Annotated in this window: 20 protein-coding genes and 4 tRNA genes; 4 read left to right on the top strand and 20 right to left on the bottom strand. The window is 65.0% G+C overall.

Features of this window, described 5'->3' with window-relative positions:
• Window positions 1–159 precede the first annotated feature (159 nt).
• The 7 genes from ABE960_RS07645 to osmF all read right to left on the bottom strand — a co-directional run bounded on the left by ABE960_RS07645 (window position 160) and on the right by osmF (window position 7,583).
• Complete coding sequence (locus ABE960_RS07645; RefSeq protein WP_349761649.1) at window positions 160–1,473, bottom strand: 2-oxo acid dehydrogenase subunit E2; 1,314 nt, start codon at window positions 1,471–1,473, stop codon at window positions 160–162.
• 33 nt (window positions 1,474–1,506) lie between these two features.
• Window positions 1,507–2,484, bottom strand: coding sequence for an alpha-ketoacid dehydrogenase subunit beta (locus ABE960_RS07640; RefSeq protein ID WP_349761648.1), 978 nt, complete (start codon window positions 2,482–2,484; stop codon window positions 1,507–1,509).
• 1 nt (window position 2,485) lies between these two features.
• Window positions 2,486–3,700 (bottom strand): thiamine pyrophosphate-dependent dehydrogenase E1 component subunit alpha, encoded by a 1,215-nt coding sequence (locus tag ABE960_RS07635; protein WP_349761647.1) that lies wholly within the window; start codon window positions 3,698–3,700, stop codon window positions 2,486–2,488.
• Window positions 3,701–3,844: 144 nt separating this feature from the next.
• Window positions 3,845–4,573, bottom strand: coding sequence for an ABC transporter permease (locus ABE960_RS07630; RefSeq protein ID WP_349761646.1), 729 nt, complete (start codon window positions 4,571–4,573; stop codon window positions 3,845–3,847).
• Window positions 4,566–5,510: an ABC transporter ATP-binding protein gene (locus tag ABE960_RS07625; RefSeq protein WP_349761645.1), complete on the bottom strand. Its 945-nt coding sequence runs from the start codon at window positions 5,508–5,510 to the stop codon at window positions 4,566–4,568. Before ABE960_RS07625 ends, ABE960_RS07630 begins: the two co-directional genes overlap by 8 nt.
• Complete coding sequence (locus tag ABE960_RS07620; RefSeq protein ID WP_349761644.1) at window positions 5,507–6,673, bottom strand: ABC transporter permease; 1,167 nt, start codon at window positions 6,671–6,673, stop codon at window positions 5,507–5,509. The genes ABE960_RS07625 and ABE960_RS07620 overlap by 4 nt, the downstream gene beginning before the upstream one ends.
• 7 nt (window positions 6,674–6,680) lie before the next feature.
• Complete coding sequence (gene osmF / locus ABE960_RS07615) at window positions 6,681–7,583, bottom strand: glycine betaine ABC transporter substrate-binding protein OsmF (RefSeq protein ID WP_349761927.1); 903 nt, start codon at window positions 7,581–7,583, stop codon at window positions 6,681–6,683.
• 119 nt (window positions 7,584–7,702) lie between these two features.
• Between osmF and ABE960_RS07610 the strand changes: the two genes are divergently transcribed.
• Window positions 7,703–8,686, top strand: a complete 984-nt coding sequence (locus ABE960_RS07610; protein ID WP_349761643.1) for a DUF1853 family protein — start codon at window positions 7,703–7,705, stop codon at window positions 8,684–8,686.
• A 108-nt stretch (window positions 8,687–8,794) separates the two neighbouring features.
• Here ABE960_RS07610 and cysS read toward each other — a convergent pair whose 3' ends face one another.
• Window positions 8,795–10,210: a cysteine--tRNA ligase gene (gene cysS / locus ABE960_RS07605; protein WP_349761642.1), complete on the bottom strand. Its 1,416-nt coding sequence runs from the start codon at window positions 10,208–10,210 to the stop codon at window positions 8,795–8,797.
• Between the two features lie 14 nt (window positions 10,211–10,224).
• Complete coding sequence (locus ABE960_RS07600) at window positions 10,225–11,952, bottom strand: glutamine--tRNA ligase/YqeY domain fusion protein (protein ID WP_349761641.1); 1,728 nt, start codon at window positions 11,950–11,952, stop codon at window positions 10,225–10,227.
• Window positions 11,953–12,125: 173 nt separating this feature from the next.
• Between ABE960_RS07600 and ABE960_RS07595 the strand changes: the two genes are divergently transcribed.
• Together ABE960_RS07595 and ABE960_RS07590 are read left to right on the top strand one after the other, a co-directional pair.
• Window positions 12,126–12,632, top strand: coding sequence for a peptidylprolyl isomerase (locus ABE960_RS07595; RefSeq protein WP_349761640.1), 507 nt, complete (start codon window positions 12,126–12,128; stop codon window positions 12,630–12,632).
• A gap of 119 nt (window positions 12,633–12,751) precedes the next feature.
• Window positions 12,752–13,513, top strand: coding sequence for a UDP-2,3-diacylglucosamine diphosphatase (locus ABE960_RS07590; RefSeq protein WP_349761639.1), 762 nt, complete (start codon window positions 12,752–12,754; stop codon window positions 13,511–13,513).
• Between the two features lie 38 nt (window positions 13,514–13,551).
• On the opposite strand, the gene ABE960_RS07585 is transcribed toward ABE960_RS07590, so the two are convergent.
• The 11 genes from ABE960_RS07585 to ABE960_RS07535 form a co-directional block, all read right to left on the bottom strand.
• Window positions 13,552–14,580, bottom strand: coding sequence for a CobW family GTP-binding protein (locus ABE960_RS07585; RefSeq protein WP_349761638.1), 1,029 nt, complete (start codon window positions 14,578–14,580; stop codon window positions 13,552–13,554).
• A gap of 4 nt (window positions 14,581–14,584) precedes the next feature.
• Window positions 14,585–16,405 carry a SurA N-terminal domain-containing protein gene (locus tag ABE960_RS07580; RefSeq protein ID WP_349761637.1) on the bottom strand — a complete coding sequence of 607 codons (1,821 nt, stop codon included), beginning with the start codon at window positions 16,403–16,405 and terminating at the stop codon, window positions 14,585–14,587.
• Between the two features lie 184 nt (window positions 16,406–16,589).
• Window positions 16,590–16,889, bottom strand: a complete 300-nt coding sequence (locus tag ABE960_RS07575; RefSeq protein WP_349761926.1) for an HU family DNA-binding protein — start codon at window positions 16,887–16,889, stop codon at window positions 16,590–16,592.
• 149 nt (window positions 16,890–17,038) lie between these two features.
• Entirely contained in the window at window positions 17,039–19,447 is a 2,409-nt protein-coding gene (lon, locus tag ABE960_RS07570) for an endopeptidase La (protein WP_349761636.1), read from the bottom strand.
• 212 nt (window positions 19,448–19,659) lie between these two features.
• On the bottom strand, window positions 19,660–20,940 hold the full coding sequence (clpX, locus tag ABE960_RS07565; protein ID WP_349761635.1) for an ATP-dependent Clp protease ATP-binding subunit ClpX: 1,281 nt from the start codon (window positions 20,938–20,940) through the stop codon (window positions 19,660–19,662).
• A gap of 126 nt (window positions 20,941–21,066) precedes the next feature.
• A complete protein-coding gene (gene clpP, locus ABE960_RS07560) occupies window positions 21,067–21,687 on the bottom strand; it encodes an ATP-dependent Clp endopeptidase proteolytic subunit ClpP (RefSeq protein ID WP_071945950.1) in 621 nt (206 codons plus the stop codon).
• A gap of 89 nt (window positions 21,688–21,776) precedes the next feature.
• A complete protein-coding gene (gene tig, locus ABE960_RS07555; protein ID WP_349761634.1) occupies window positions 21,777–23,126 on the bottom strand; it encodes a trigger factor in 1,350 nt (449 codons plus the stop codon).
• A 298-nt stretch (window positions 23,127–23,424) separates the two neighbouring features.
• A tRNA-His gene (locus ABE960_RS07550) sits at window positions 23,425–23,499 on the bottom strand.
• Window positions 23,500–23,522: 23 nt separating this feature from the next.
• Window positions 23,523–23,597 (bottom strand) — tRNA-His (locus ABE960_RS07545).
• A 128-nt stretch (window positions 23,598–23,725) separates the two neighbouring features.
• Window positions 23,726–23,802 (bottom strand) — tRNA-Arg (locus ABE960_RS07540).
• 67 nt (window positions 23,803–23,869) lie between these two features.
• Window positions 23,870–23,946: transfer RNA gene (locus tag ABE960_RS07535), tRNA-Pro, on the bottom strand.
• A gap of 227 nt (window positions 23,947–24,173) precedes the next feature.
• Between ABE960_RS07535 and folD the strand changes: the two genes are divergently transcribed.
• Window positions 24,174–25,034 (top strand): bifunctional methylenetetrahydrofolate dehydrogenase/methenyltetrahydrofolate cyclohydrolase FolD, encoded by an 861-nt coding sequence (gene folD / locus ABE960_RS07530; protein ID WP_349761633.1) that lies wholly within the window; start codon window positions 24,174–24,176, stop codon window positions 25,032–25,034.
• The last annotated feature ends 5 nt before the right edge of the window (window positions 25,035–25,039 follow it).

Below are 25,039 nucleotides of genomic sequence, written 5' to 3'. Positions count from 1 at the left end.
TGGGATTCCTTGCACAACCCAGCGGATCAACCGTCGGCAAGCCTTCGTGAGGGCGCTGTAAACCCATCCCTGGGCGCTACCTTTGCCATCCTTGGCAAAGGACCCTCGCTTCGCCTTGCCCCCGGTGCCCGGCATAGCGGGGAGCTGGGAAATGCGCGCTTATCGAAGATGGAGGAGCATCGTCTCAGGTGCCTCCAGGTAGCCCTTCCAGGCGTTACAGAAGCGGGCAATGGTGCCGCCGTCGATCAGCCGGTGATCACCCGCCCAGGTGACGGTCATGATGGCCCGCTTCACGACCTCATCGCTGGCGTCGAAGCGCGGCAGCCACTGGGTCTTGCCGATGGCGACGATGGCGGCCTCCGGGGCATTGATGATGGGGGCCGCATAGGTACCGCCGAGTGCCCCGATGTTGGAGATGCTGATGGTGCCGCCCTGGAGGTCCGCCGAAGCCACCTTGCCCTCTCGGGCCTCGGCGGTCAGGCGCTGGATCTCAACGGCGATCTGCAGCAGGCTCAGCCGTTCCACTCCCTTGACGTTGGGTACCATCAGGCCGGCCTTGCCATCCACGGCCATGCCGATGTTGCACGACGGCAGGTAGTGGATCTCGTCACCCGCGTCGTTGAGCCGGCTATTGAGGATCGGGAAGTCATGGATTGCCAGCGCCATGGCCTTCATGAAGAAGGGCATCAGCGTCAGTCGCGCCTCCCGGGCCTGCGCCTCGGGCTTCAGGCGTTCGCGAAGCGCCAGCAGCTCGGTGACATCGAGCTCCTCGCCGTACTGGAAATGCGGGATCGTTGAGGCCGAGGCCACCATCTTGCGGGCCATGGCGGCCTGGATGCCACGCATCGGCTCTACCCGCACCTCGCCCTCGTCGGCCGGGGTCTTGACGGCATCCCCGGAGAGAGTCGATTCGGCGGTCATCGTCTCGCCGTGCTCCATGAAGGCCTGGATGTCCTCCTTCAGCACCCTGCCATGCTTGCCGGAGCCCGGCACCTGCTCGAGGCGCAGCCCTTCCTCGCGCAACAGGCGTCGCACCGCCGGGCTCGCGGGGACCCGCCCGTGGGGACCCTGCCCGCTCGTCTCGTGACTGGGCTCCCTGCTGGTCTCCCTGCTGCTGGTCTCCCGGGCGGGCTCGCCTGAAGGAGCGGCCGGTGCGGGGCTCGAGACCGCCTCGGGCGCAGGCCCTGGGCTCGACTCGCCCGAGGCCGGGACGGGCTCGCTGGAGGCCTGATCGGCACCTTGAGCTTCATAGGCGAAGAGAGGGGCATGGACCTTGGCGATCTCGCCCTTGGCCACGTAGAGCCTGGTCACCCGACCCGCCTCGGGCGCAGTGATCTCGACCAGCGCCTTGTCGGTCATCACCTCGACGACCGGCTGGTCCTCCTCGATGGCATCACCCTCCTGGACACGCCATTCCACCAATTCGCACTCCACGATACCTTCGCCGATATCGGGCAGCTTGAAATCTGTCATCTTGTCTCTCCTGTCCTGTCCTGAGCCCGGTCGTCAGAAATTCACGCTGGCGCGGATGGCCTCGACGATTTTCAGGTGATCCGGCATGTACTCCTTCTCCAGGGTCAGCGGGAAGGGCGTATCCAGTCCGGTCACCCGGGCGATGGGCGATTCCAGGTACAGGAAGCAGCGCTCCTGGATGGCCGCGGCGATCTCGCCAGCGAAGCCCCCGGTGCGCGGCGCCTCGTGGGTGATGACCAGCCGACCGGTCTTGAACACCGACTCGGCAACGCTGTCCTGATCCCAGGGCAGCAGGGTGCGCAGGTCGATCACCTCGCAGGAGATGCCGTCCTTCTCGGCCAGTTCCACGGCGCGGTCGATCACCTCCATCTGGGCCCCCCAGCCCACCAGGGTCACGTCGGTGCCTTCCTTGGTCACCTCGGCCTCGCCGATGGGCAACTGGTAGTCCTCCTCCGGCACCTCCCCCACGGCGGCCCGATAGAGACGCTTGGGCTCGAAGAAGATCACCGGGTCGGGGTCGCGGATGGACGCCAGCAGCAGGCCCTTGGCCTGATAGGGATCGCGGGGCACCACGATCTTGAGGCCGGGAGTATGGGCGAAATAGGCCTCCGGCGATTGGGAGTGATAGTGTCCGCCGGCGATGCCACCGCCATAGGGAGCGCGAATGGTCAGGCCGCCGACATTGAACAGATCGCCGGAACGGTAACGGAACTTGGCGGTCTCGTTGACGATCTGGTCGAAGGCCGGAAAGATGTAGTCGGCGAACTGGATCTCCGCCACCGGCACCGAGCCCTGGGCGGCCAGGCCGTTGGCGAAGCCGATGATCCCCTGCTCCACCAGCGGCGTGTTGAAGCAGCGCGCGCGTCCGTACTTCTCCTGCAGGTGGCTGGTGGCGCGGAAGACGCCGCCGAAGCTGCCCACGTCCTCCCCGAAGCAGAGCACCTTGTCGTCCTCGCCCATGGCGATGTCCAGGGCGTGGTTGATGGCCTGCAGCATGTTCATGGTCGGCATCTCAGTCCTCTCCCTTGGCCGCGATGTCGTCACCGGCACGCACGTCCGGGTCCAGGGAACTCGCGCCCTTGGGGTACGCCTCCGGGTACTGGCGAATGTGGCGCTTCAGATCGTCAAGCTGGCGCTGCAGCTCCGGGGTGACGTCGGCATAGACATCGGTCACCAGGCTGTACAGGGGCGGCGGCGGTCGCTTCTCGGCCCGTTTCATGGTCTCAAGGACCTCGCGGCGCAGGCTCTCCTGGAGAGCCTTCTCCTCCTCCTCGCTCCACCAGTCCTGGTCGATCAGCCAGCGCTGCATGCGCAGGATGGGGTCCTTCTCGCGCCAGGCCTCCTCCTCCTTCTTCGAGCGGTAGCCTGAAGGGTCGTCCGAGGACGAATGGGCCGCCAGGCGATAGCTCATGGCCTCGATGAGCACCGGCTGGTTGTGCTCCACGGCGATTCGCCGCGCCTCCCGGGTCGCCGAGTAGACCGCCAGGATGTCATTGCCATCGACCCGGATCACGTGCATGCGGTACCCGAAGGCTCGTGGAGCCACGCCGTCGGCGGCGAACTGCTCGATGGACGGGGTCGAGATGGCGTAGCCGTTGTTGCGACAGAAGAAGATCACCGGCACCTCGTGGACCGCCGCCATGTTCAGGGCGGCGTGGAAATCCCCCTCGGAGGCGGCGCCCTCGCCGAAGAAGACAATGGTGCAAAGGCCGTCACCGGCGAGTTTCTGGCCATACGCATAGCCGGTGGCCTGGGGAATCTGGGTCGCCAGTGGCGAGGAGATGGTCATGTAGTGGAGCTTGCGCGACCCGTAGTGGATCGGCATCTGGCGACCCTTGCCGTAATCCAGCTCGTTGCCGAACAACTGGTTCATGAACTCATCGAAGGTGAAGCCGCGATAGACCAAGGCCCCCTGCTCGCGGTACTGGGCCATGATCATGTCGGCGTCGTCGAGGGCCGCCGTAGCGCCGACCACCGCGGCCTCCTCGCCGGTGCACTGCATGTAGAAAGAGAGGCGTCCCTGGCGCTGGGCGGACAGCATCCGCTCGTCGAGCACGCGGGTGGCGACCATGGCGCGGTAGATGGCCAGGGCCTTGCCGTGCTCGAGCTCCGGCGCCTTCGCGCCCTCATGGAGGCTGCCGTCTTGCTTCAGCAGGCGGAAGGTGGGAATGCTGAACTCGTCCCCGGCCAGGAACGTCGGCTCGTGGGTATCCGGTGTTGTCGTCATCGTCGTGATCCTGTGCCCCTTTTGAGGGCAGTGTTGTTCTTAATGTGCCGATCCGCCAGGGGATCTCCCCGGCAGCGGTCAACGCAGCAGGATTGACGTTAACGTAAACTGATGGCACTGGGTAGTCCCAAGCTAGACGAGGCATCAGCGCATCGAGGCCGGCTGCAGCCGCGAGAATAGACTGTCCACGCTGATCGCCAGGAGCCCGATCAACAGCGCCCCCTGAACGACATAGGCGGTATTGCCGTTGACGATGCCGGAGATGATCGGGTCACCGAGGTTGCTCGCCCCCACGGTGGCCCCGATGGCCGCCGTGGCGATGTTGATGGTCACCGAGGTGCGGATCCCCGCCAGGATCACCGGGGCGGCCAGAGGAAGCTCCACCTGTCGAAGAATCTGGCCGCCGTTCATGCCCATGCCGCGGGCCGCCTCGCGAACGGCGGGGTCGATCCCCAGGATGCCCGCCAGGGTGTTGCGCACGATGGGCAATAGCCCGTAGAGCAACAGCGCCACGATGATCGGCAGGGTGCCGAAGCCCAGCACCGGCACGGCCAGCGCCAGCACCGCCACCGGCGGGAAGGTCTGTCCCATGGAGGCTAATTGGCTGACCAGCGGTAGGAAATCGCGGCCCCGTTCACGAGTGACCGCGATGGCGGCACCGACCCCCACCAGGATCGCCAGCACGGCGGCCACGCTCACTACCGAGAGATGCCGCCCCAGCAGGGTCAGGAAATCGGCCCGGGCATAGATCACCTGTCGGCTGTCGGGCTCGATCCAGCGAAACACCCCCTCCAGCTGTGCCATGCCCAGGCAGGCCGCCAGCAGCAGCGCCAGCCAGACCAACGGAGCGGCCCAGCGGCGACACTCAGTCATCGCTGCGCGCTCCCACCAGGCGACGCAGGGACAGCTCGCCCACCGGCTGGTCGTTGTCGTCCACCACGGTGAGCCGTTCGGCGTGACGCCACAGCATCATGGAAAGCGCCTCGCGCAGACTGGCCCGCTGGCCGATCCGCTCACACGCCAGCAGACGCGATCCCAGCGGCAGCATCCGCTGGCTGACCGGCAGCAGTGCCGCCTCCTTCAGGCCGCGATCCTCACCCCCGAGCAGCGATTCGACGAAGCCATCCGCGGGTTCGCGAAGCAGGGTCAGCGGCGACCCCTGCTGCACGATGCGCCCCTGATGCATCACCACCAGGTGATCGGCCAGACGCAGGGCCTCGTCCATGTCATGGGTGACGAACACGATGGTCTTGTGCAGTCGCGACTGCAGCGCACGCAGTTCCTCCTGAAGGGTCTCCCGAGTGAGGGGGTCCAGGGCGCCGAAGGGCTCGTCCATCAGCAGGATCTCGGGGTCCGCTGCCAGCGCCCTGGCCACCCCGACGCGCTGGGCCTGGCCTCCGGAGAGCTGCCGGGGATACTTGCCGGCGAACTCCTCCATGGAGAGTCCCAGCAGGCCCATCAGCTCTTCGACGCGCGCCTGAATACGTTCGGCCGGCCACTTGAGCAGGCGCGGCACCAGGCCGATATTGCGGGCCACTGTCCAATGGGGAAAGAGCCCGGTGCTCTGGATCGCATAGCCCATTCGCCGTCGCAGGGTCTCCTCGCGGAAGGCGCGGATCTGCTGGCCATCGATATGGATCTCGCCTTCGCTGTGCTCGATCAGCCGGTTGATCATCCGCAGCGTGGTCGACTTGCCGCAGCCCGACGTCCCCACCAGCACGCAGAGCTCTCCCCGGGCCACGTTAAGGGAGATATCGTCCACCGCGGTGGAGGCACCAAAACGCTTGGTGACATGGATAAGGTCAATCATTCGGCCCCTCCCGGGCGCAGTCGGTCGGTCAGGGCACCGAGCAGCGCGTCGGCCGCAAGCGCCATGAGCAGGATCGGCAGGGCGCCGAGCAGCACCAGGTCCATGGCGGCCTGCCCGAGCCCCTGAAAGATGAAGGTGCCCAACCCACCAGCCCCGATCAGCGCCGCCACGGCGGTCAGGCCGATGGCCTGAACCGTGGTGATGCGGATGCCCTCGAGGATCACCGGAAGCGCCAGCGGCAAACGCACCTGACGAAACACCTGGGCCCGGCTCATGCCCATGCCGCGCGCGGCGTCGGTCACCCCGGGATCCACCACCTCCAGGGCGATGAAGGTGTTGCGCACCATCGGCAACAGGCTGTAGCCCACCAGCGCCAACAGGGCGGGCGCCCAGCCGATGCCGCTGACCCCCAGCGCCGCCAGCCAGTCGACGTGGGCGGACAGCCAGGCGAGCGGGGCGAGCAGCAGGCCGAACAGCGCGATGCTGGGGATGGTCTGCAGGAAGTTGAGCACGCCGAACCCGATCCGCCGGGCGGCGGGCCAGCGGCGCATGGCCAGGGCCGCGGCCACCCCGATCACAAGGCTCACGCACACCGCCACGCCCACCAGCAGCAGGTGCTCGAGGATGGCGCCCAGGAACTGGTCGCGGCGACCCAGGTACTCCTGCCACAGGGACAGGGGCTCCAGCCAGCGCGTCAGGCAGAACCCGAGCATGACCAGCGGCGGCACCAGCAACGACCAGCCCAACTGCCGCGACACCGCCAGGCGGCTGCGCAGCTCCACCAGCATCATCAGCAGCAGGAACAGCAGCAACCAGACACCGGCACCGATGCCCAGACGCGCGCCCGTCGCGCCCGGATCGACCAGACGGTGGGCCGCCAGGGACAGCCAGAGCGGCAGCGCGGCGAGCATCACCACGACCAGACCCAGGGCGATGCGCAGCCTCATCGGCGACGGCTGCCAGGCCAGTGCCCCTAGCACCAGCAGGGGCAGCGCCAATATCAGGGCGTACCCCCAGCCAAGCACATCCGCCACGCCATGGGCGGTGCCCGGCACGATGCGGTTGGCTGCCACGCTCACCGAGTCGAGTGACAGCCAGACCAGCAGGCCGACCAGAGACAGGCTGAGCAGTACCGTGTTGTGACGGGGGCCATCGGAGGGCAAGGGCGCCTCAGTCGTCCAGTGTGTCGAGGAACTCGGCCGCCACGGTGGCCGGGGCACGCCCGCTCACCGCCACATCACCGTTGAGTCGCTGGAGGGTCTCCTTGTCCAGGGCCTGGAAGACCGGCTCGAGCAGCGACGCGATGGCAGGATATTCGTCGAGCACCGCCTCACGGACCACCGGCGCCGGCTGATAGACCGGCTGGACACCGAGGGTGTCGTCCATGACCACCAGGTCCAGGGCCTGCAGGCCGCCATCGGTGCCATAGGTCATGGCCGCATTGACGCCGCTGGTCTGCTGGGCGGCGGCACGCATGGTCGCCGCGGTATTGCCGCCGGAGAGCACCAGCAGCTCATCCTCGCTGAGCGTAAAACCGTAGGCCTCCTGGAAAGCCGGGAGCGCCTGGGGCGACTCCACGAACTCCGCGCTGGCCGCCAGCTTGAACTCACCTCCGCCGTCGAGGTAGCTCGCCAGGTCCTCGAGGCTCTGCAGGCCGTGCTCGCGGGCCAGCTTGCCCCGCACGCTGATCGCCCAGGTATTGTTGGCCTCGGCCGGCGTCAGCCAGACCAGGCCGTTCTGCTCGCCATCACGCTCACGCACGGTTTCAAGGGCCTTCTCGGCATCGTTCCATACCGGACTGTCGGTCATGTCGAAGAAGAAGGCGCCGTTGCCGGTGTACTCTGGATAGAGGTCGATCTCGCCGGCCAGCAGGGCCTCGCGCACGATGCTGGTGCCGCCGAGTTGCAGGCGGTCCTCGACCTCGATGCCGCCCTGCTCGAGACGCTGCATGATCAGTTGGCCGAGCACCGAGCCTTCGGTGTCGATCTTGGAGGAGACCACCACCGGCTCCTGGGCCTGGGCCGTGGAGATGGCGATGAGCGAAGCAGCGGCAAGCGCCGCGCAATGAGACATGGGGCTGAAAGTCAGCGTACGGTTCATCATGTTCACCGGGTTCCTCGTGAATGTATCCTGAGTATAAGGCCTGTACAGTTTCACTGTCAGACACGGGCCGTCAACGTCGGGACATCGCCATGCCCTTGCCAGAGAGCAGACTCCTCGATCACTGCCGCCATCCGCTGGTCCGCGACCTGGCCTGGATCCTGCTGGCGCCGGACCTCATCGAGATGCCTGGAACGGCTCGCCCATCCCGACGCGAGCTTGGCCTGAACGATGACGACCATCTGGCCGCCTGGCTTGCTGACCGGGAGAGGTCTCCGCAACGCCTGGAGGCCCATATCGCTCCCACGCTGCGCGGGCGGATGGGTCTCTATCATGAGCGGCTCTGGCAGTTCCTGCTCGACGAGGGACCCGCCACATGCCTGCTGGCCCATAACCTGCGCATCTTCCAGGGCAAGCGCACCCTCGGCGAGCTGGATATGCTCTTCTGCCGACGGGACGACCCCCGGCCGGTGCACCTGGAGGTGGCGATCAAGTTCTACCTGGGGCTTTCCGAGGGGCCGGGGGCGGCGGACAGTCAGGCCCGCTGGATCGGGCCGGGCGGTGCCGACAGCCTGCGCGCCAAGCGCGAGCACCTGTTTCATCACCAGTTACGGCTGGCAAGGACGCCGGAGGCTCAGGAAGTCCTGACGCGGCTGCTGTCGTCGGCTTCGCTCACCGGGCTAGACGGGCCAGCGCCGACACCGGCCGTGCGGTTGGCGATGCCCGGTGTGCTCTTCTTTCCATGGCGAACCCACCTGCCCTCGCCTATCGAAACGACCGGCCAGACGCTGAGAGGACAGTGGCTGTATCGATGTGACTGGCAGGCCTTCCAGGCAGACCTGCCCCCCGGCACCCAAGGCGGCTGGCTGCACAAGCCCCACTGGCTCGCCCTGCCTCGTACCGAGACGCTGGAGGAGCTGCCGACACTGGACAGGCGGCTGGCGGCCCATTTCCAGGTCGCCGCCTCTCCGATCCAGCTCGCGCTTCACCATTCCGAGACCGGTTGGCAGCGACTCTTCCTGGTCCCCGACGACTGGCCACGGCAGATTCCACTGCCGCCCTGGCCGCTTCCCTGACCCTCCCGATCCCCGGTCCCCAACGAGGCGCGCCCGCCCCCTGCCGGTCAGGAAGCGGGCGCGCGACGCGGCGGCCAGGGATGAATCCGGCGTCAGATGTGTCCGGCGTCAGTCGCCGGGGTTCTCGAAGACCCAGGTCGTGCCCTCCCGGGCGTCCTTGAGGATGATCCCCAGGGCGGCGAGCTCGTCGCGAATGGCATCGGCCCGGGCGAAGTCCTTGGCCTTCTTGGCCTCGGCACGCTCGTCGATCCTGGCCTGGATCTCGTCTTCCGCAAGCGGCAGGTCACCGGCGCCGCCCTTGAGGAAGGTCGAGGGGTCCTGCTGCAAGAGCCCCAGCACGCCGCCGAGGCGCCGGAGCTCGGCGGCCAGCGCCGGCGCACGGTTCGGTGTCTCCTTCCTGGCACGATTGAGCTCCCGGGCCAGATCGAAGAGCACCGAGAGGGCCTCGGGGGTGTTGAAGTCGTCGTCCATGGCGGCGGCGAAGCGCGCCGCGTGGCCGCCGTCGCCCGACTGATCGAGCGATGCCGCTTCCGTGTCGCCATCGAGCGCAAGCCCTTCAAGGGCATGGTAGAAACGCTCCAGCGACTTGCGGGCCTCGGCCAGCGACTCGGGCGCGTAGTTGATCGGGCTACGATAGTGGCTGGCCACCAGCAGGTAACGCACCACCTCGGGGTCATGGTGCTCGAGGACCTCGCGGATGGTAAAGAAGTTGCCCAGCGACTTGGACATCTTCTCCTGGCTGACCCGCACCGCCCCGGCGTGCATCCAGGTATTGACGTAGCGATGGCCTGTGGCGGCCTCGCTCTGGGCGATCTCGTTCTCGTGGTGCGGGAACATCAGGTCCGGCCCGCCGCCATGGATGTCAAAGGTCTCGCCCAGGCAGCAGGTGGACATCGCCGAGCACTCGATATGCCAGCCGGGCCGCCCCTCGCCCCAAGGCGAGGACCAGCTCGCCTCTCCGGGCTTGGCCGCCTTCCAGAGCACGAAGTCCAGGGGATCCTCCTTGTGCTCATCCACCTCGATGCGTGCACCGGAGCGCATCTCGTCGGGATCACGGTTGCTCAGCGCCCCGTAGCGCTCGAAGCGGCGGACACGGTAGTAGACGTCGCCGTTGTCGGCGGCGTAGGCGAAGCCCTTGTCGATCAGCGTCTCGATCATGGCGATGATCTCGCCGATGTGTCGGGTGGCGCGGGGCTCCTGGTCCGGCGGCAGCACAGAAAGGCGCGCCTCATCCTCGTGCATGGCCTCGATCATGCGTTCGGTGAGCGAGGCGATGGTCTCGCCGTTCTCGTCGGCCCGCTTGAGGATCTTGTCGTCGATATCGGTGACGTTGCGCACGTAGGTCACCTCAAGGCCCCGCGCACGCAGGTAGCGGGTGATGACGTCGAAGGCCACCATCACCCGGGCGTGGCCCAGGTGGCAGTAGTCGTAGACGGTCATGCCGCAGACGTACATGCGAACCTTGCCGGGTTCGAGGGGCGTGAGCGGCTCCTTGCGGCGCGTCAGCGTGTTGTAGATCTGCATGTCAGCGCTCATTCTCAGCCCTTCTTCTTGTCTTGCTCTTTCTCGTCTTGCTCTTTCTTCTGGGCTTCCTGCTTCTGGACCTTGGCCCAGGTGTCCTTCAGCCCCACGGTGCGGTTGAACACCAGTGTCCCGTCGACACAGGCGTGGCGGTCGGCACAGAAGTAGCCCACCCGCTCGAACTGGAAGCGGCTCTCGGGCGTGGCCTCGGCCAGGCTCGGCTCGCCCATGGCCTGCACGGTGACCAGCGACTCGGGATTGAGGTGCTCGAGGAAGTCGGCGTCCTTGTCCTTGTCGGGCTGCTCGACCTGGAAGAGGTTGTCGTAGAGGCGAACCTCCATGGGCACGCCATGCTCGGCGCTGACCCAGTGGATCACGCCCTTCACCTTGCGGCCCTCCGGGTTCTTGCCGAGGGTGTCGAAATCCACTGAGCAGCGCAGCTCCTGGATCTCCCCGGACTCACTCTTCACCACCTCGTCGCAGCGGATCACGTAGCTGTTGCGCAGCCGCACCTCCTTGCCCGGCGCCAGGCGGAAGAACTTCTTGGGCGGCTCCTCCATGAAGTCATCCTGATCGATGAATATCTCCCGGGTGAACGGCACCCGGCGTACCGCCATGTCCTCGCGGGCCGGGTGGCCAGGCACCTCATAGACCTCCTCATGGCCCTCGGGCACATTGGTCAGCACCACCTTTAGGGGCTTGAGCACGGCCATGGCACGCGGCGCGTTGTCCTCGAGGTCCGAACGGATGGCGTGATAGAGCATGGCGATCTCCACCAGTCCGCCGTCGGCGCGGGTCACGCCGATCATGTCGCAGAACTTGCGGATCGAGGCCGGCGTATAGCCACGACGCCGCATCCCGGAGATGGTCGGCAGGCGCGGGTCATCCCAGCCGTCGACGATCCCGTTGTCCACCAGCAGCTTGAGCTTGCGCTTGGAGGTCAGGGTGTAGTTCAGGTTGAGCCGCGCGAACTCGATCTGGCGCGGCGTCACCGGCACCGGCAGGTTGTCCAGGAACCACTCGTAGAGCGGGCGGTGATCCTCGAACTCCAGGGTGCAGATGGAGTGGGTCACCCCCTCGAGGGCATCCGACTGGCCATGGGTGAAGTCGTAGGACGGGTAGATCTTCCACTTGTCGCCGGTCTGGTGGTGGCTGGCGTGGCGGATCCGATAGAGAATCGGGTCGCGCAGATTGATGTTGGGCGAGGCCATGTCGATCCTGGCTCGCAGCACCTTCTCGCCCTCGACGAATTCGCCCACGCGCATGCGATCGAGCAGGTCGAGGTTCTCCTCGACGCCGCGCTCGCGGTAGGGGCTCGGCTTGCCCGGCTCGGTGAGGGTGCCACGGTACTCGCGGATCTCGTCCGGCGAGAGGTCATCGACATAGGCCTTCCCCTCGCGCACCAGGTGCTGCGCCCAGGCATAGAGCTGGTCGAAGTAGTCCGAGGCGAAGCGAACCGGGCCGGCCCACTCGAAGCCAAGCCAGCTCACGTCAGCCTGGATGGCGTCGATGTAGGCCTGCTCTTCCTTGGCCGGGTTGGTGTCGTCGAAACGCAGATGACAGTCGCCACCGAATTGTTCGGCAAGACCGAAGTTCAGACAGATCGACTTGGCATGGCCGATATGCAGGAAGCCGTTGGGCTCCGGCGGGAATCGGGTCACGATCTTTCCGGTCCGCCCGGCCTCGATCTCCTCGCGGATCTGATTGCGGATGAAGTTCGGCGCGCTGGTGGTGTCGGTGGTCATGTCGATGGGGCAACCTCTGGTTGAATCGCGGGCCTGGCTCGGCGCGAGACAGCGTGGATAACACGCCCTCGTCTTCGCGCATCGCAGCAAAACAGCTATTATAGCGCCACGCCCATGGGCAGCGCCAAGGCGCATCCCTCATTGCACTCGTCACAGCGCAAAGGATTGGATCGATGATCGTACTGCAGACCAACTTCGGCGATATCACCATCGCCCTGAACCACGACAAGGCCCCGAAGACCGCCGCCAACTTCGAACAGTACGTGCGCGATGGCTTCTATGACGGCACCCTCTTCCATCGCGTGATCCCGGGGTTCATGGTCCAGGGTGGCGGCTTCGACAGCGACTTCAACCAGAAGCCGACTCGCGACCCGATCGAGAACGAGGCCGACAATGGCCTGACGAACAGCGAAGGCACCCTGGCCATGGCACGCACCCAGGACCCCAACTCGGCCACCGCCCAGTTCTTCATCAACGTCGCCGACAACGATTTCCTCAACCACAGCGGCAAGAACATCCAGGGCTGGGGCTACTGCGTGTTCGGCGAGGTGGTCGAGGGCATGGACGTGGTCGAGAAGATCAAGAATGTCGACACCACCCGTCGCGGCATGCACGCGGACGTACCCGCCGAGGATGTGGTCATCCAGAAGGCCTACGTGAAGGACGAGGCCGGGGCCTGAGCCTCGCCACGCTCGACCCCACGCCCGCCTGAGCCTGAAGACGCCCGGCGGGCGTGATTCGTTTCATCCGCCGATGCGTTTTACCCGCTGACGTGTTCCCTCCTCCAACAGGGCCGACCATGACCTCCCTGCTGATATCCGACCTTCACCTGCACCCCGGTGCCCCCGAGATCACCGAGGGGTTCCTCAACTGGCTCGACACCCGCGCCCGGGGCTGCGATGCCCTCTATATCCTCGGGGATTTCTTCGAGGCGTGGATCGGCGACGACCTGCTCGAGCTGGTCGATCACGACCCCTCGGGCAATGCCGCCATGGCGGCGCGCATCGCCGAAGCCCTGAAGGAACTGGCCGATGCCGGGACCGCCATCTACCTGATGCATGGCAACCGCGACTTCCTGCTGGGCGAGCGCTTCGCCGAGGCCGCCGGCGCCAGGCTGCTGCCGGACCCGAGCGTGGTGACCCTGGGCGACAGGCCGCTGCTGCTGATGCACGGCGACAGCCTGTGCACCCGGGACGAGGCCTACCAGACCTTCCGCGCCCAGGCACGTAACCCCCTATGGCAGGAGCAGGTGCTGTCGATGCCGATCCAGGAGCGTATCGCCCTGGCCAAGCAGTTGCGCGATCAGTCCGGAGAGGCCAACTCCAACAAGGCCGAGGACATCATGGACGTCACTCCCGACGAGGTGGTGCACGTGATGGCCGAGCACGGCGTCGATACCCTGATCCACGGTCATACTCATCGCCCCGCTGTACACGACCTAGAGGTCAACGGACAGCCGGCCAAGCGCCTGGTGTCGGGCGACTGGCAGCCCGGCAAGGGCTGGGAGATCGTCATCGAGGATGGTGGCGAGCCACGGCTGCGGGAGATTCCGCTTGCCTGACGGAGCGAAGGGACCCCACAGGGAGGCGAAGCCAACAATCACCGACTGACAAGGCAGCCCGTCAACCCGAGCTCCAGTGCCGGCGCATCGGGCAGGCTGCCTGCCTCGCCGATCAGCTCAAGTCGTGAGTCCCTTCGCCAAGCCGTGCCGGTCAGGCTGACCGTTCCCTCGGCGCGGTTGTAGAGCTTCCAGCCTTGCGCCGAGCGCAGCACGGCCTTGACCCGCAACCCCGGGGGCAAGTCGCCCAGCAGCACCGTGAGGCGATCCAGGTCGAAGACATCGTCGGGGTGCCATCGCCAGCCCAGGGTGGTGTGCCCCAGCGAGGCGCCCTCCTCGCGAACTGGCCTACCGGGTTCCGGCTCGCAAATCTCGACGTCATCCAACTCCAGGGTCGCCGCCGATGCAGCACGGGCCACCAGGTGGGCGGATGAGCCGGCACTGGAAGCTCTCACATGCAATCGGCTATCCAGCAACAGGGAGATCGGCAGGTCACCATGGGGCGCCTCCCGAACCCAGCGCTTCTGCGGCCAGAAGGCGCCAAGCCAGTCCCTCGCCGCCTGTACCTGCTCGGGCGTCGCCAGGTCAGTCATCGTCAGGGCCACCCCATCGGCCATGGCCAACTGGTCGCGGAAGGTCTCGTGCTCCCGGGCACGCGGATCATCCAGTCGTCGAGGATCGAGCAACGCGATGACATCGCGCACCGCCAGCGCCTCGGCCAGGCCCTCGCCGCGCAGCACATCGAGCAGTCCCGCCGGATGACCGAGCCCCGAGGGCTCGATGATCAGTCGGTCCGGCCGATGACGGTGCAGCAGATTCACCAGCGAGGCCTGCAGCACGACGGCCAACTGGCAACAGAGACATCCCCCGGGCAGCCCCATGACCACCAGATCGTCGCGCTCGGTGAACATCGCCTGGTCGATGCCCACCCGGCCAAACTCGTTGATCACCACGGCCCAGCGCTCGTCAGCGGGCTTCTGCTCGATCAGGCACCGGATCAGGGAGCTCTTGCCGCTGCCCAGGAACCCGGTGACCAGATGCACGGGAATCGTGGAGAGAGGCTCGGGCATGGGGTCAGAGCCGCTCGATCTTGGCCTCGTCGCGCAGCTTGTCGAGCAGGCCCTGAATCGCCGACTGGGCCCGAAGCCTCTCCGCCATGTTGGCCACGAAGGCCTCCACCTGGACGTTAGACTCGCCGGCCTGTACCCGATCCAGGGCGATCAGCACTACACGCTCGCCGTCCACGGCATGCCCGTAGACAGGCGCCTCGCCCTGGGGATGCGGCAGGCGGAAGGCAGCCTGAACCAGCGCATCCGACAAGCTGGTGCCACCCTGGCGGCTGACCGACTCGGCCTGCTGCCAGTCGATTTCCAGGGGCTCGCCGGCGCGCAGGCCCTGGACACGCTCGGCTGCGAGCTCGACCAGCGCCTCGCGGATCTTCGCCTCGCGCACGGCGGCCTCGACCCCGTTGCGCACCTCCGCCAGGGGCAGCGTGGTGGCATCACGATGCTCGGCCACGCGCAACACCAGGCGGCGATCCTCGTCGAGTTCGATCACCTCGCTGTTGTAGCCTTCCTCCAGCACATCGCCGCTGAAGGCCTGCTCCATCACGCCGGGCTCGGACAGCACGCCATCGGTGGCGTCCCGGCCGAGCCAGTCGCTCTGCTGAAGTACCAGTCCCAGCTCATCGGCCACGCTTGCCAGGTCGTCGGCGGCGAAGCTGTCGTCGATCAGGCGCTGGGCACGCTCGTTGAAGGCATCATCGACCTGGTCGATGGCCAGCTCGCGACGCAGCTGGTCGCGGCTCTCCTCGAAGGAGGGACGGTCGAGCTCGGTCACCTTGATCAGGTGCAGGCCGTTGTCGGTCTCGACGATGTCGGAGACCTCGCCCTGACCGAGTGAGAAGGCGGCGTTCTCGAAGGCCTCGCCGAAGAAACCGCGAGAGATCACACCCAGATCGCCACCGGTATCGCTGGTGGAGTCGTCGTCGGAAACCTCAGCGGCCAAGTCGGCAAAATCCTCGCCCTCGGCGAGGCGTGACTGGACCTGCTCGAGGCGTGCCAGGGCCTCCTCGCGGCTGCGCTCGCCACCGAACGTGGCCATGATGTGCGATACGCGCCGATCGGCTCCAGCCGAGCCAGTCTGCCAGGCCTCGCGCAACGCGTCCTCGCTCACCTCGGCCTCATTGGCCATCTCTTGCCGGTCGAGCACCACGTAGTTCACCTTCACCTGCTCGGGGCGGCGGTACTCGGCCTCATGGGCGTCGTAATAGGCCTGCAGATCCTGCTCATCGATCTCGGGCAATGACGCCAGATCCTCCTCCACCAAGGCATGATGCCGGAAGCTGCGGGTCTGGCGCTGGAGGGCGGCGAGGCGCTCGCGCTCCTCTTCCAGGGTAAAGTCACTGGCGGCCAGACCCTGCTGCACCTGCTGGCGCTTCACGTCAACGCTCAACTGCCGGCGGAACGACAGCGGCGTGAAGCCGGCACTGGCCAGACGATTACGGAACAGGTCGCGGTCGAAACGTCCTTGCTGATCCTGGAATTCCGGCAGGGTGACGATCAGCTGGTCAAGCTGCTGCTCGGAGACATGCAGGCCTCCCTCCTCGGCATACTGGATCAGCAGGCGATCGGTGATCAGCATGTCGAGCATCTCTGCTCGCAGGGCACGCTCCTGATCCGGCGGCACCTGACCGCTGCGGATGGCCCGTTGCACCTCGAGTTCGAGCTGCTGCCGGGTAATCGGCTCGCCATTGACCTTGGCGACCTCATCCCCACTGTTGCCGATCAGCCCGACCAGCGATTCCACGCCGAACAGCGCCATGGTCACGACCACGGCACCGATGATGATCTTGGCGCCCCAGCTCCTGGAGCGGTCACGAATACTTTGCAGCATGCAGGCCTCTGCGGATGAAATGAGTCGGGTCGCGCCACATTATACGCATCACCGTGCGTCTGGCGATGCCGGGAATGGTGATGATGGCCGAAAACAAGAACAGGCACACCGCCGGGGCGATGCGCCTGTTATGTGAGCTACCGTCAGTAGAACGACAGGCTGTCGAGCAGCAGGTGCCGTCGACTCAGTTGACGGAATCCTTGAGCGCCTTGCCGGCCTTGAAGCTCGGCACCTTGGCGGCGCTGATCTGGATCGGCTGGCCGGTCTGCGGGTTACGGCCGGTGCGGGCGGCACGTTCCTTCACGGTGAAGGTGCCGAAGCCCACCAGGGAAACACTGTCACCCTTCTTGAGACTGTCGGATACGGTGTCGACCATGGCATCCAGTGCACGGGAAGCGGCCGCCTTGGGAATATCGGCAGACGCAGCAATGGCTTCAATCAGCTCGGATTTGTTCACACTTGACCCCTTGACAATTTTATAAATTGGCTCTAATCGGCGAGACTTTCGGCTGAGTGAACCGATCACAGCATGGCGATAGTTTATAGCAATGCGGTAAAAGGTCTGTCAAGCAACCTTCCTTGCCAAACCCCGCCATACCGGGCTTTTGAGCCCAGTATAGCGAGTAATTATCGTTAGTGCGTACTGATCATTGACGATTTGGAGGCGGATTCTTCCACGTGGGTATCTTCCTTTTTCGGCTCAGGCATTTCGGCCAGGGCTACCTCCAGCACTTCATCTATCCAACCAACCGGCCGGATATCGAGGGCTTCCTTGATGTTGTCCGGGACCTCCTTGAGGTCACGACGGTTCTCCTCGGGTATCAGCACAGTCTTTATACCACCGCGCCTGGCAGCCAGCAATTTCTCCTTTAGCCCGCCGATCGGCATGACCTCGCCACGCAGGTTGACCTCCCCGGTCATGGCCACGTCGCAGCGCACCGGGCGACCCGTGTAGGCCGAGACCATGGCCGTCACCATGGCGATGCCAGCGCTGGGGCCATCCTTGGGCGTGGCGCCCTCGGGCACGTGGATGTGCAGGTCTTCCTTCTCGAACCGCTCGGGGTCGATGCCAAGTGACAGGGCCCGTGCCCGCACCACTGTCTGGGCGGCGCTCACCGATTCCTTCATGACGTCGCCCAGCGAGCCGGTCTTGTTGATACGCCCCTTGCCCGGGGTCAGTACCGACTCGATGGTCAACAGCTCGCCGCCCACCGAAGTCCAGGCCAGGCCGGTCACACGGCCTACCTGGTTCTGCTGATCGGCCAGGCCGTAACTGTAGCGACGCACGCCCGCATAGGATTCGATATCCGCGGCACAGAGCAGCACCGGGGCCTGGGCGCCCTCCTTGCTCTCCTTCTCGATGCGTTCACGCAGTACCTTGCGGCTGACCTTGGCGATCTGACGCTCGAGTTCGCGCACCCCGGCCTCACGACTGTAGTACCGGATCAGTTCGAGTAGCGCATCATCGGCAAAGGACAGCTCATCGTCCTTGAAGCCGTTGGCCTTGAGCTGCTTGGGCACCAGATAACGCCGAGCGATGGCCAGCTTCTCGTCCTCGGTATAGCCCGGCAAGCGGATCACCTCCATGCGATCCAGCAGCGGCCCGGGAATGTTCATCGAATTGGCCGTGCAGATGAACAGGGTCTCGGAGAGATCGTAGTCCAGCTCCAGATAGTGGTCACTGAAGGTGTTGTTCTGTTCCGGGTCCAGCACCTCGAGCAGCGCCGAGGAGGGGTCACCACGGTGGTCCATGCCGATCTTGTCGACCTCGTCCAGCAGGAACAGCGGGTTCTTCACCCCGGCCTTGGCCATGCGCTGGACCATCTTGCCGGGCAGCGAGCCGATATAGGTGCGGCGATGACCGCGGATCTCGGACTCATCGCGCACGCCGCCGAGTGCCAGGCGCACATACTTGCGGTTGGTGGCCCGGGCGATGGACTTTCCCAGCGAGGTCTTGCCCACCCCGGGCGGCCCCACCAGGCAGAGCACCGGTCCCTTGAGCTTCTTGACCCGCTTGTGCACGGCCAGATACTCGAGGATACGTTCCTTGACCTCATCGAGACCGTAGTGATCCTCGTCGAGCACCTTCTGGGCATGCACCAGGTCATGCTTGATGCGGGTGCGCTTCTTCCACGGCACCGCTACCAGCCAGTCCAGATAGGAGCGAACCACCGTGGCCTCGGCGGAGTTCGGCGACATCATCTTCAGCTTGCCCAACTCCTGGACTGCCTTGTCGCGGGCCTCCTTGGGCATCCCGGCTTCCTCGATGGCCTGCTCGTACTTCTCGGCCTCGTCGGGCACGTTCTCGAGCTCGCCCATCTCCTTCTGGATGGCCTTCATCTGCTCGTTGAGGTAGTACTCGCGCTGGGACTTCTCCATCTGGTCCTTGACCCGCGAGCGGATGCGCTTCTCCACCTGCAGCAGGTCGATCTCTGACTCGATGAGGGCCATCAGGTGCTCGATGCGATCGCGCACCCGGTCCATTTCCAGCAGCTGCTGCTTGTCATCGATCTTCAGCGACAGATGGGCGCAGATGGTATCCACCAGTCGGCTGGGATCCTCGATGCCGGAGAGCGAATTGAGCACCTCGTTGGGCACCTTCTTCGACATCTTCACGTACTGCTCGAACTGGTTGAGCAGCACGCGCACCAGCGAGTCCTGCTCGCGCTCGGTCAGGGGCTCGCTCTCGCGCAGGCTCACCTCGGCACGGCTGTAGCCGTCATCGACGGCAACGATCTCGCCGATGTCGGCCCGGGACTCGCCCTCGATCAGCACCTTGACGGTGCCATCGGGCAGCTTGAGCAGTTGCATGATCTCGGCGACAGTACCGATGGAGAACATGTCCTCGCTGTCGGGATCATCCTTGCTGGCCTCGCGCTGGGCCACCAGCAGGACACGCTTGTCGGCCTCCATGGCGGCCTCCAGCGCCTGGATCGACTTCTCGCGGCCGACGAACAGCGGAATGACCATCTGCGGATAGACGACCACGTCTCGCAAAGGCAAAAGGGGCAGACTCAGGGTCTGTTGGGCGTTCTGCTGCATCGCAGACGTTCCTCACACGAAATCGAATGGATACTCAGGGAGTGGGGGCGCGCCGGCTGTATTGCAAGGCAATGGCAGGGCGACGACAAGAGCCTACGCACACAAGAGACGAGAAAACAAAAAAAACGGGAGCGACCCACCCCCGGGGTGCCGGACGGGCACCTCGGGGATGAAAGCCGCTCCCTCATCAGGCGACGGGCGCCCGGCGTGGGTCAGCCGTCAGTGCCGTCGACCCTTGGAGCTTCCTGCTGGGAATAGATCAGCAGCGGCTCGCTCTCGCCGGCGATGACCGAGGCATCGATCACCACCTTGGACACCCCCTCGAGGGAAGGAATCTCGTACATGGTGTCGAGCAGCACCGACTCGAGGATCGAGCGCAGGCCGCGGGCACCGGTCTTGCGTGCCATGGCCTTGCCGGCCACTGCGCGCAGCGCGTCCTCGCGGAAGTCGAGCTCCACACCCTCCATCTCGAACAACCGAGCATACTGCTTGACCAGTGAGTTCTTCGGCTCGGTGAGGATCTGGATCAGGGCATCCTCGGTGAGTTCGGTGAGGGTGGCGATCACCGGCAGGCGACCGACGAACTCGGGAATCAGGCCGAACTTGACCAAGTCCTCGGGCTCGACATCGAGAAGCAGATCACCGATGCCCTTGGCCTCGTCCTTGCTCTTGACCACGGCATTGAAGCCGATACCGCCCTTCTCGGCGCGATCTCGGATCACCTTGTCCAGCCCCGCGAAGGCGCCGCCGACGATGAACAGGATGTTGCCGGTGTCCACCTGCAGGAACTCCTGCTGGGGATGCTTGCGACCGCCCTGTGGAGGCACCGAGGCGGTGGTGCCCTCGATCAGCTTGAGCAGCGCCTGCTGCACGCCCTCGCCCGAGACATCACGGGTGATGGACGGGTTGTCCGACTTGCGCGAGATCTTGTCGATCTCATCGATATAGACGATGCCGCGCTGGGCCTTTTCCACATCGTAGTCGCATTTCTGAAGCAGCTTCTGGATGATGTTTTCGACATCCTCGCCGACATACCCCGCCTCGGTGAGGGTCGTGGCATCGGCGATGGTGAAGGGAACGTTGAGCAGGCGCGCCAGGGTCTCGGCCAGCAGCGTCTTGCCGCTGCCGGTAGGACCGATCAGCAGGATGTTCGACTTGCCGAGTTCGACGTCATCGTCCTTGCTGCCGAAGCGCAGGCGCTTGTAATGGTTGTAGACCGCCACGGACAGCACCATCTTGGCTCGGTCCTGGCCGATCACATAGTCATCGAGGGTGTGACGAATCTCGCGGGGAGCGGGCAGGCGCTCCTCATCGGTCTCGGCATCGGCATCGAGCACCTCCTCGCGAATGATGTCGTTGCACAGGTCGACACACTCATCGCAGATATAGACGGACGGGCCGGCAATCAGCTTGCGCACCTCGTTCTGGTTCTTGCCGCAGAACGAGCAGTAGAGCAGCTTGCCACCTTCGTCCTTGCCTTTGCCGTCGGCCATTCGCGTACCTCTTTCTTGATGACGCCCCGTCCAGTATGGCTCACGGAGCGTCGGGTTCACCACGGCGGTCAAGACCGCCGGAAAACGTCTCAGTGCATGAAGGTCACTCGGGTGAATTTCACGCTATCAGGATGTCGGCCGCTGTTCCAGTACCGCATCGATCAAGCCGTATTCGGCGGCCTGCGGACCATTCATGAAGTTGTCGCGGTCGGTATCCTTGGCGATGGTCTCGATCTCCTGGCCGGTATGGTGCGCCAGGATCTGATTGAGCTTGTCGCGGATGCCGAGGATCTCGCGGGTGTGGATCTCGATGTCCGATGCCTGGCCCTGATAGCCGCCCAACGGCTGATGGATCATCATCCGCGAGTTGGGCAGGCAGTAACGCTTGCCCGCGGCGCCGCCGGCCAGCAGCAGGGCGCCCATGCTCGCCGCCTGGCCGATGCACACGGTGGAGACGTCGGGCTTGATGAACTGCATGGTGTCGTAGATCGACATCCCGGCCGTCACGCCGCCGCCCGGGGAGTTGATGTACAGGTGGATGTCCTTGTCCGGATTCTCGGACTCCAGGAACAGCAGCTGCGCCACCAGCAGGTTGGCCATGTAGTCTTCCACCGGCCCGATCAGGAAGATCACGCGTTCCTTGAGCAGGCGGGAGTAGATGTCGTAGGCCCGCTCGCCGCGCGCGCTCTGCTCGACCACCATGGGCACCAGGCCACCGGCGGATTGAATATCGAACGGGTTGCTCATCTGGTGATGTCCTTGGATCCGATGAATGGAAGCGGAAGATGGAACGCCTGCCTGGCCTGGAAGCCGGGCAGGATGTCCGGGAACGAGGATCAGGCCTTCTCTTCGGCCTCTTCGCCTTCCTCGGCCGCCTCGCCCTGCTGCTGGGCCGCGGCAAGAGCCTCCTGGTAGCCCATCTCCACGTCCTTGACGGTGGCCTGCTCGAGCAGGGCGTCGACTGCCTTCTCCTCGAGGACGGCCGACTGGACCTGAGTCTTCAGCTGATCATTGCCCATGTAGTGGGCCACGACCTGCTCCGGGTCCTGATACTGCTGGGCCAGTTCCTCGACCTTGGCCTTGATCTCGTCGTCGGAGGCCTCGAGCTCCTTGCTCTTGATCACCTCGGCCAGCAGCAGGCCGACCTGAACGCGGCTCCTGGCCTGCTCGCTGAACAGCTCATCGGGCAACTGGGAGACATCGAAGTCCTCGCCGAGGCCGAACTGCTGGGCCGCCTGGCGCTTGAGGCCATCGGTCTCCTGCTGGACCAGCGACTGGGGCACCGGGATGTCGTTGGCCTTCTTGAGCGCCTCGAGCACCTGCTGCTTGACGCGGTTGTCGACGGCCTGGCTCGCCTCGCGAGTCATGTTCTGCTTGACCTCGCTGCGGAACTTGTCCAGATCACCGTCATCGACGCCGAACTTCTTGATGAACTCGGCATCGACCTCGGGCAGGGCCTGCCCCATCACCGCATGGACCTTGACCTTGAAGGTCGCTTCCTGACCGGCCAGCTGTTCGGCCTGGTAGTCGTCGGGGAAGGTGACCTTGAGCTCCTTGTCCTCGCCGGCCTTGGCACCGATGAGCTGCTCCTCGAAGCCGGGGATGAAGCTGCCGGAGCCGATCACCAGTTCGTGACCCTCGGCGCTGCCGCCCTCGAAGGGCTCGTCACCCAGGAAGCCCTGGAAGTCGATCTTCACCTGGTCGCCATCCTCGGCGGCGCGCTCGACCTCTTCCCAGCCGGCGCTCTGCTTGCGCAGGGTGTCGATCATCTCGTCGACGTCGGCCTCGGTCACCTCGACCACAGGACGCTCTACCTCGGCGCCCTCGATGGAGGCCAGCTCGACCTCCGGATAGATCTCGAGGGTGGCGGTGAACTCAAGATCCTTGCCCGACTCGTTGATGGTGGCCTCGATCTGCGGGTATCCCGCCGGGTTGAGCTCGTGCTCGGAGATGGCGCGCACGTAGCGCTCGCGCATCACTTCGCCCACCACCTCGTTGCGCACGTCGTGGCCATAACGCTGACGAATCACCGACATCGGCACCTTGCCCTTGCGAAAGCCATCCAGGCGCACGTTCTTGGCGGCATCCTTGAGACGGGCGGCAACGGCCTCGTCGACCTCGGCGGCCGGCACCTGGACCTTGATGCGGCGTTCAATCTGGGAGGTCGTATCGACGGAAACTTGCATGAAATGTCCTCTACCGACTGGGGGCGTTCTGAAAGCGTGAAATGTTCAAAGGGCTGATTCTAAGAATCCAGCCCGTTACTGGCAAGCGCCGTGCCTGATCAAATGGGGGCTCGACTCCGCATTACAAGGGGGCATGACGTAGTTTTTCCGCAAAGACTGTCACGACGACTGTCGCAAAAGCCATGGCGGGGAGCAGTATCACGAGTGCGATACGATGGCGTCACGACACGAGGCACGAATAGAACAAAGGGGAGAGGGAGCACAGCGAGAAAGACGGGGTGATGCCAAGGGGAGGCAATGGGGTGGATGATGGGGATCGAACCCACGACAACCGGAACCACAATCCGGGGCTCTACCACTGAGCTACATCCACCACTGCCTGGGGTCATGTCGAAATGGGGTGGATGATGGGGATCGAACCCACGACAACCGGAACCACAATCCGGGGCTCTACCACTGAGCTACATCCACCACTACGACACGGGGTCTTGCTGAACGCTTTATCTGCAAGCTCATTCTACGAGCTCTTGCAAAAAGCTTTTGCTGAAAGCTCTGACGATCGGCTCGATCTGCTTGCGGCGGCTCCATGCAAGAAATCATGGCGCGCCCAGCAGGAATCGAACCTGCAACCTACGGCTTAGAAGGCCGTTGCTCTATCCGGTTGAGCTATGGGCGCATTCTACGTATCCGGGCGCCTGACCGCAACCCTGATGGTGAAATACAACTTCCCAATCAACAGGTTGTGGTCGGGGTGGAGGGATTCGAACCCCCGACATCCTGCTCCCAAAGCAGGCGCGCTACCAGACTGCGCTACACCCCGCCGGATCTTGCACGGCCCTGACGTCGCCGCAGAGGCCTCATCAGGCGCTGCGTATTCTACGTAACTTTCCCGGCGGGTCAAGAGAGAACCGCGCCACTGCCGCACCGCGCTTTGCCTCTCGGTCCCGGCATGCGAAAATCCCCTCCTTCTTACACACGGGCCATAAACTCGATCACCACGATCCTGATCAACATGAACCCGATCACCACGAACCAGAGGGAAGCTTGATGACCGCCCAACTGATCGATGGCAAGTCCATTGCCGCCCGAGTCCGCCAGCAGGTCGCCCGCCAGGTCCAGGCGCGCCGCGAGGCCGGAGGGCGCATTCCAGGGCTTGCCGTGGTCCTCGTGGGCGAGGATGCCGCCTCCGCCGTGTATGTGCGCAACAAGCACCGCGCCTGCGAGGAGGCCGGCATCCACTCGTTCAAGTACCAGCTTTCAGCAGACACAAGCCAGCACGAGCTCGAGGCGTTGATCGATGAGCTCAACGCTGATCCCCGCATCGATGGCATCCTGGTGCAGCTGCCGCTTCCCGAGCATCTCGACTCCCGCCCGATCCTGGAGCGCATCCTGCCTCACAAGGATGTCGACGGCTTCCACCCATACAACCTCGGGCGCCTGGCGCAGCGCATGCCGCTGCTGCGCCCCTGCACACCCAAGGGAGTGATGACCCTGCTGCAGCAGAGCGGGCTGCAGGTTCGTGGCCTGGATGCCACCGTGGTCGGCGCCTCCAACATCGTCGGTCGCCCCATGGCACTGGAGCTGATGCTCGCAGGCTGCACCACCACGGTGTGTCACCGATTCACCCAGAACCTCGAGGAACACGTGCGGCGCGCCGACCTGCTGGTGGTGGCGGTCGGCAATCCCGGCCTGGTCAAGGGCGAGTGGATCAAGCCCGGCGCCATCGTCATCGACGTGGGCATCAACCGCCAGTCGGATGGCCGACTGACCGGCGACATCGATTTCGCCCCCGCCTCCGAGCGCGCCAGCTGGATCACCCCGGTGCCCGGCGGCGTCGGCCCCATGACCGTGGCCACCCTGCTCGAGAACACCCTGCAGGCCGCTGACATGCATGACACTGGACAATAACGAGC

The organism is Halomonas aquatica, assembly GCF_040196335.1.
Lineage (GTDB): Bacteria > Pseudomonadota > Gammaproteobacteria > Pseudomonadales > Halomonadaceae > Halomonas > Halomonas aquatica.
Note: the sequence above shows the minus strand (reverse complement) of the source record. Positions and strands in the feature narration are given on the sequence as shown.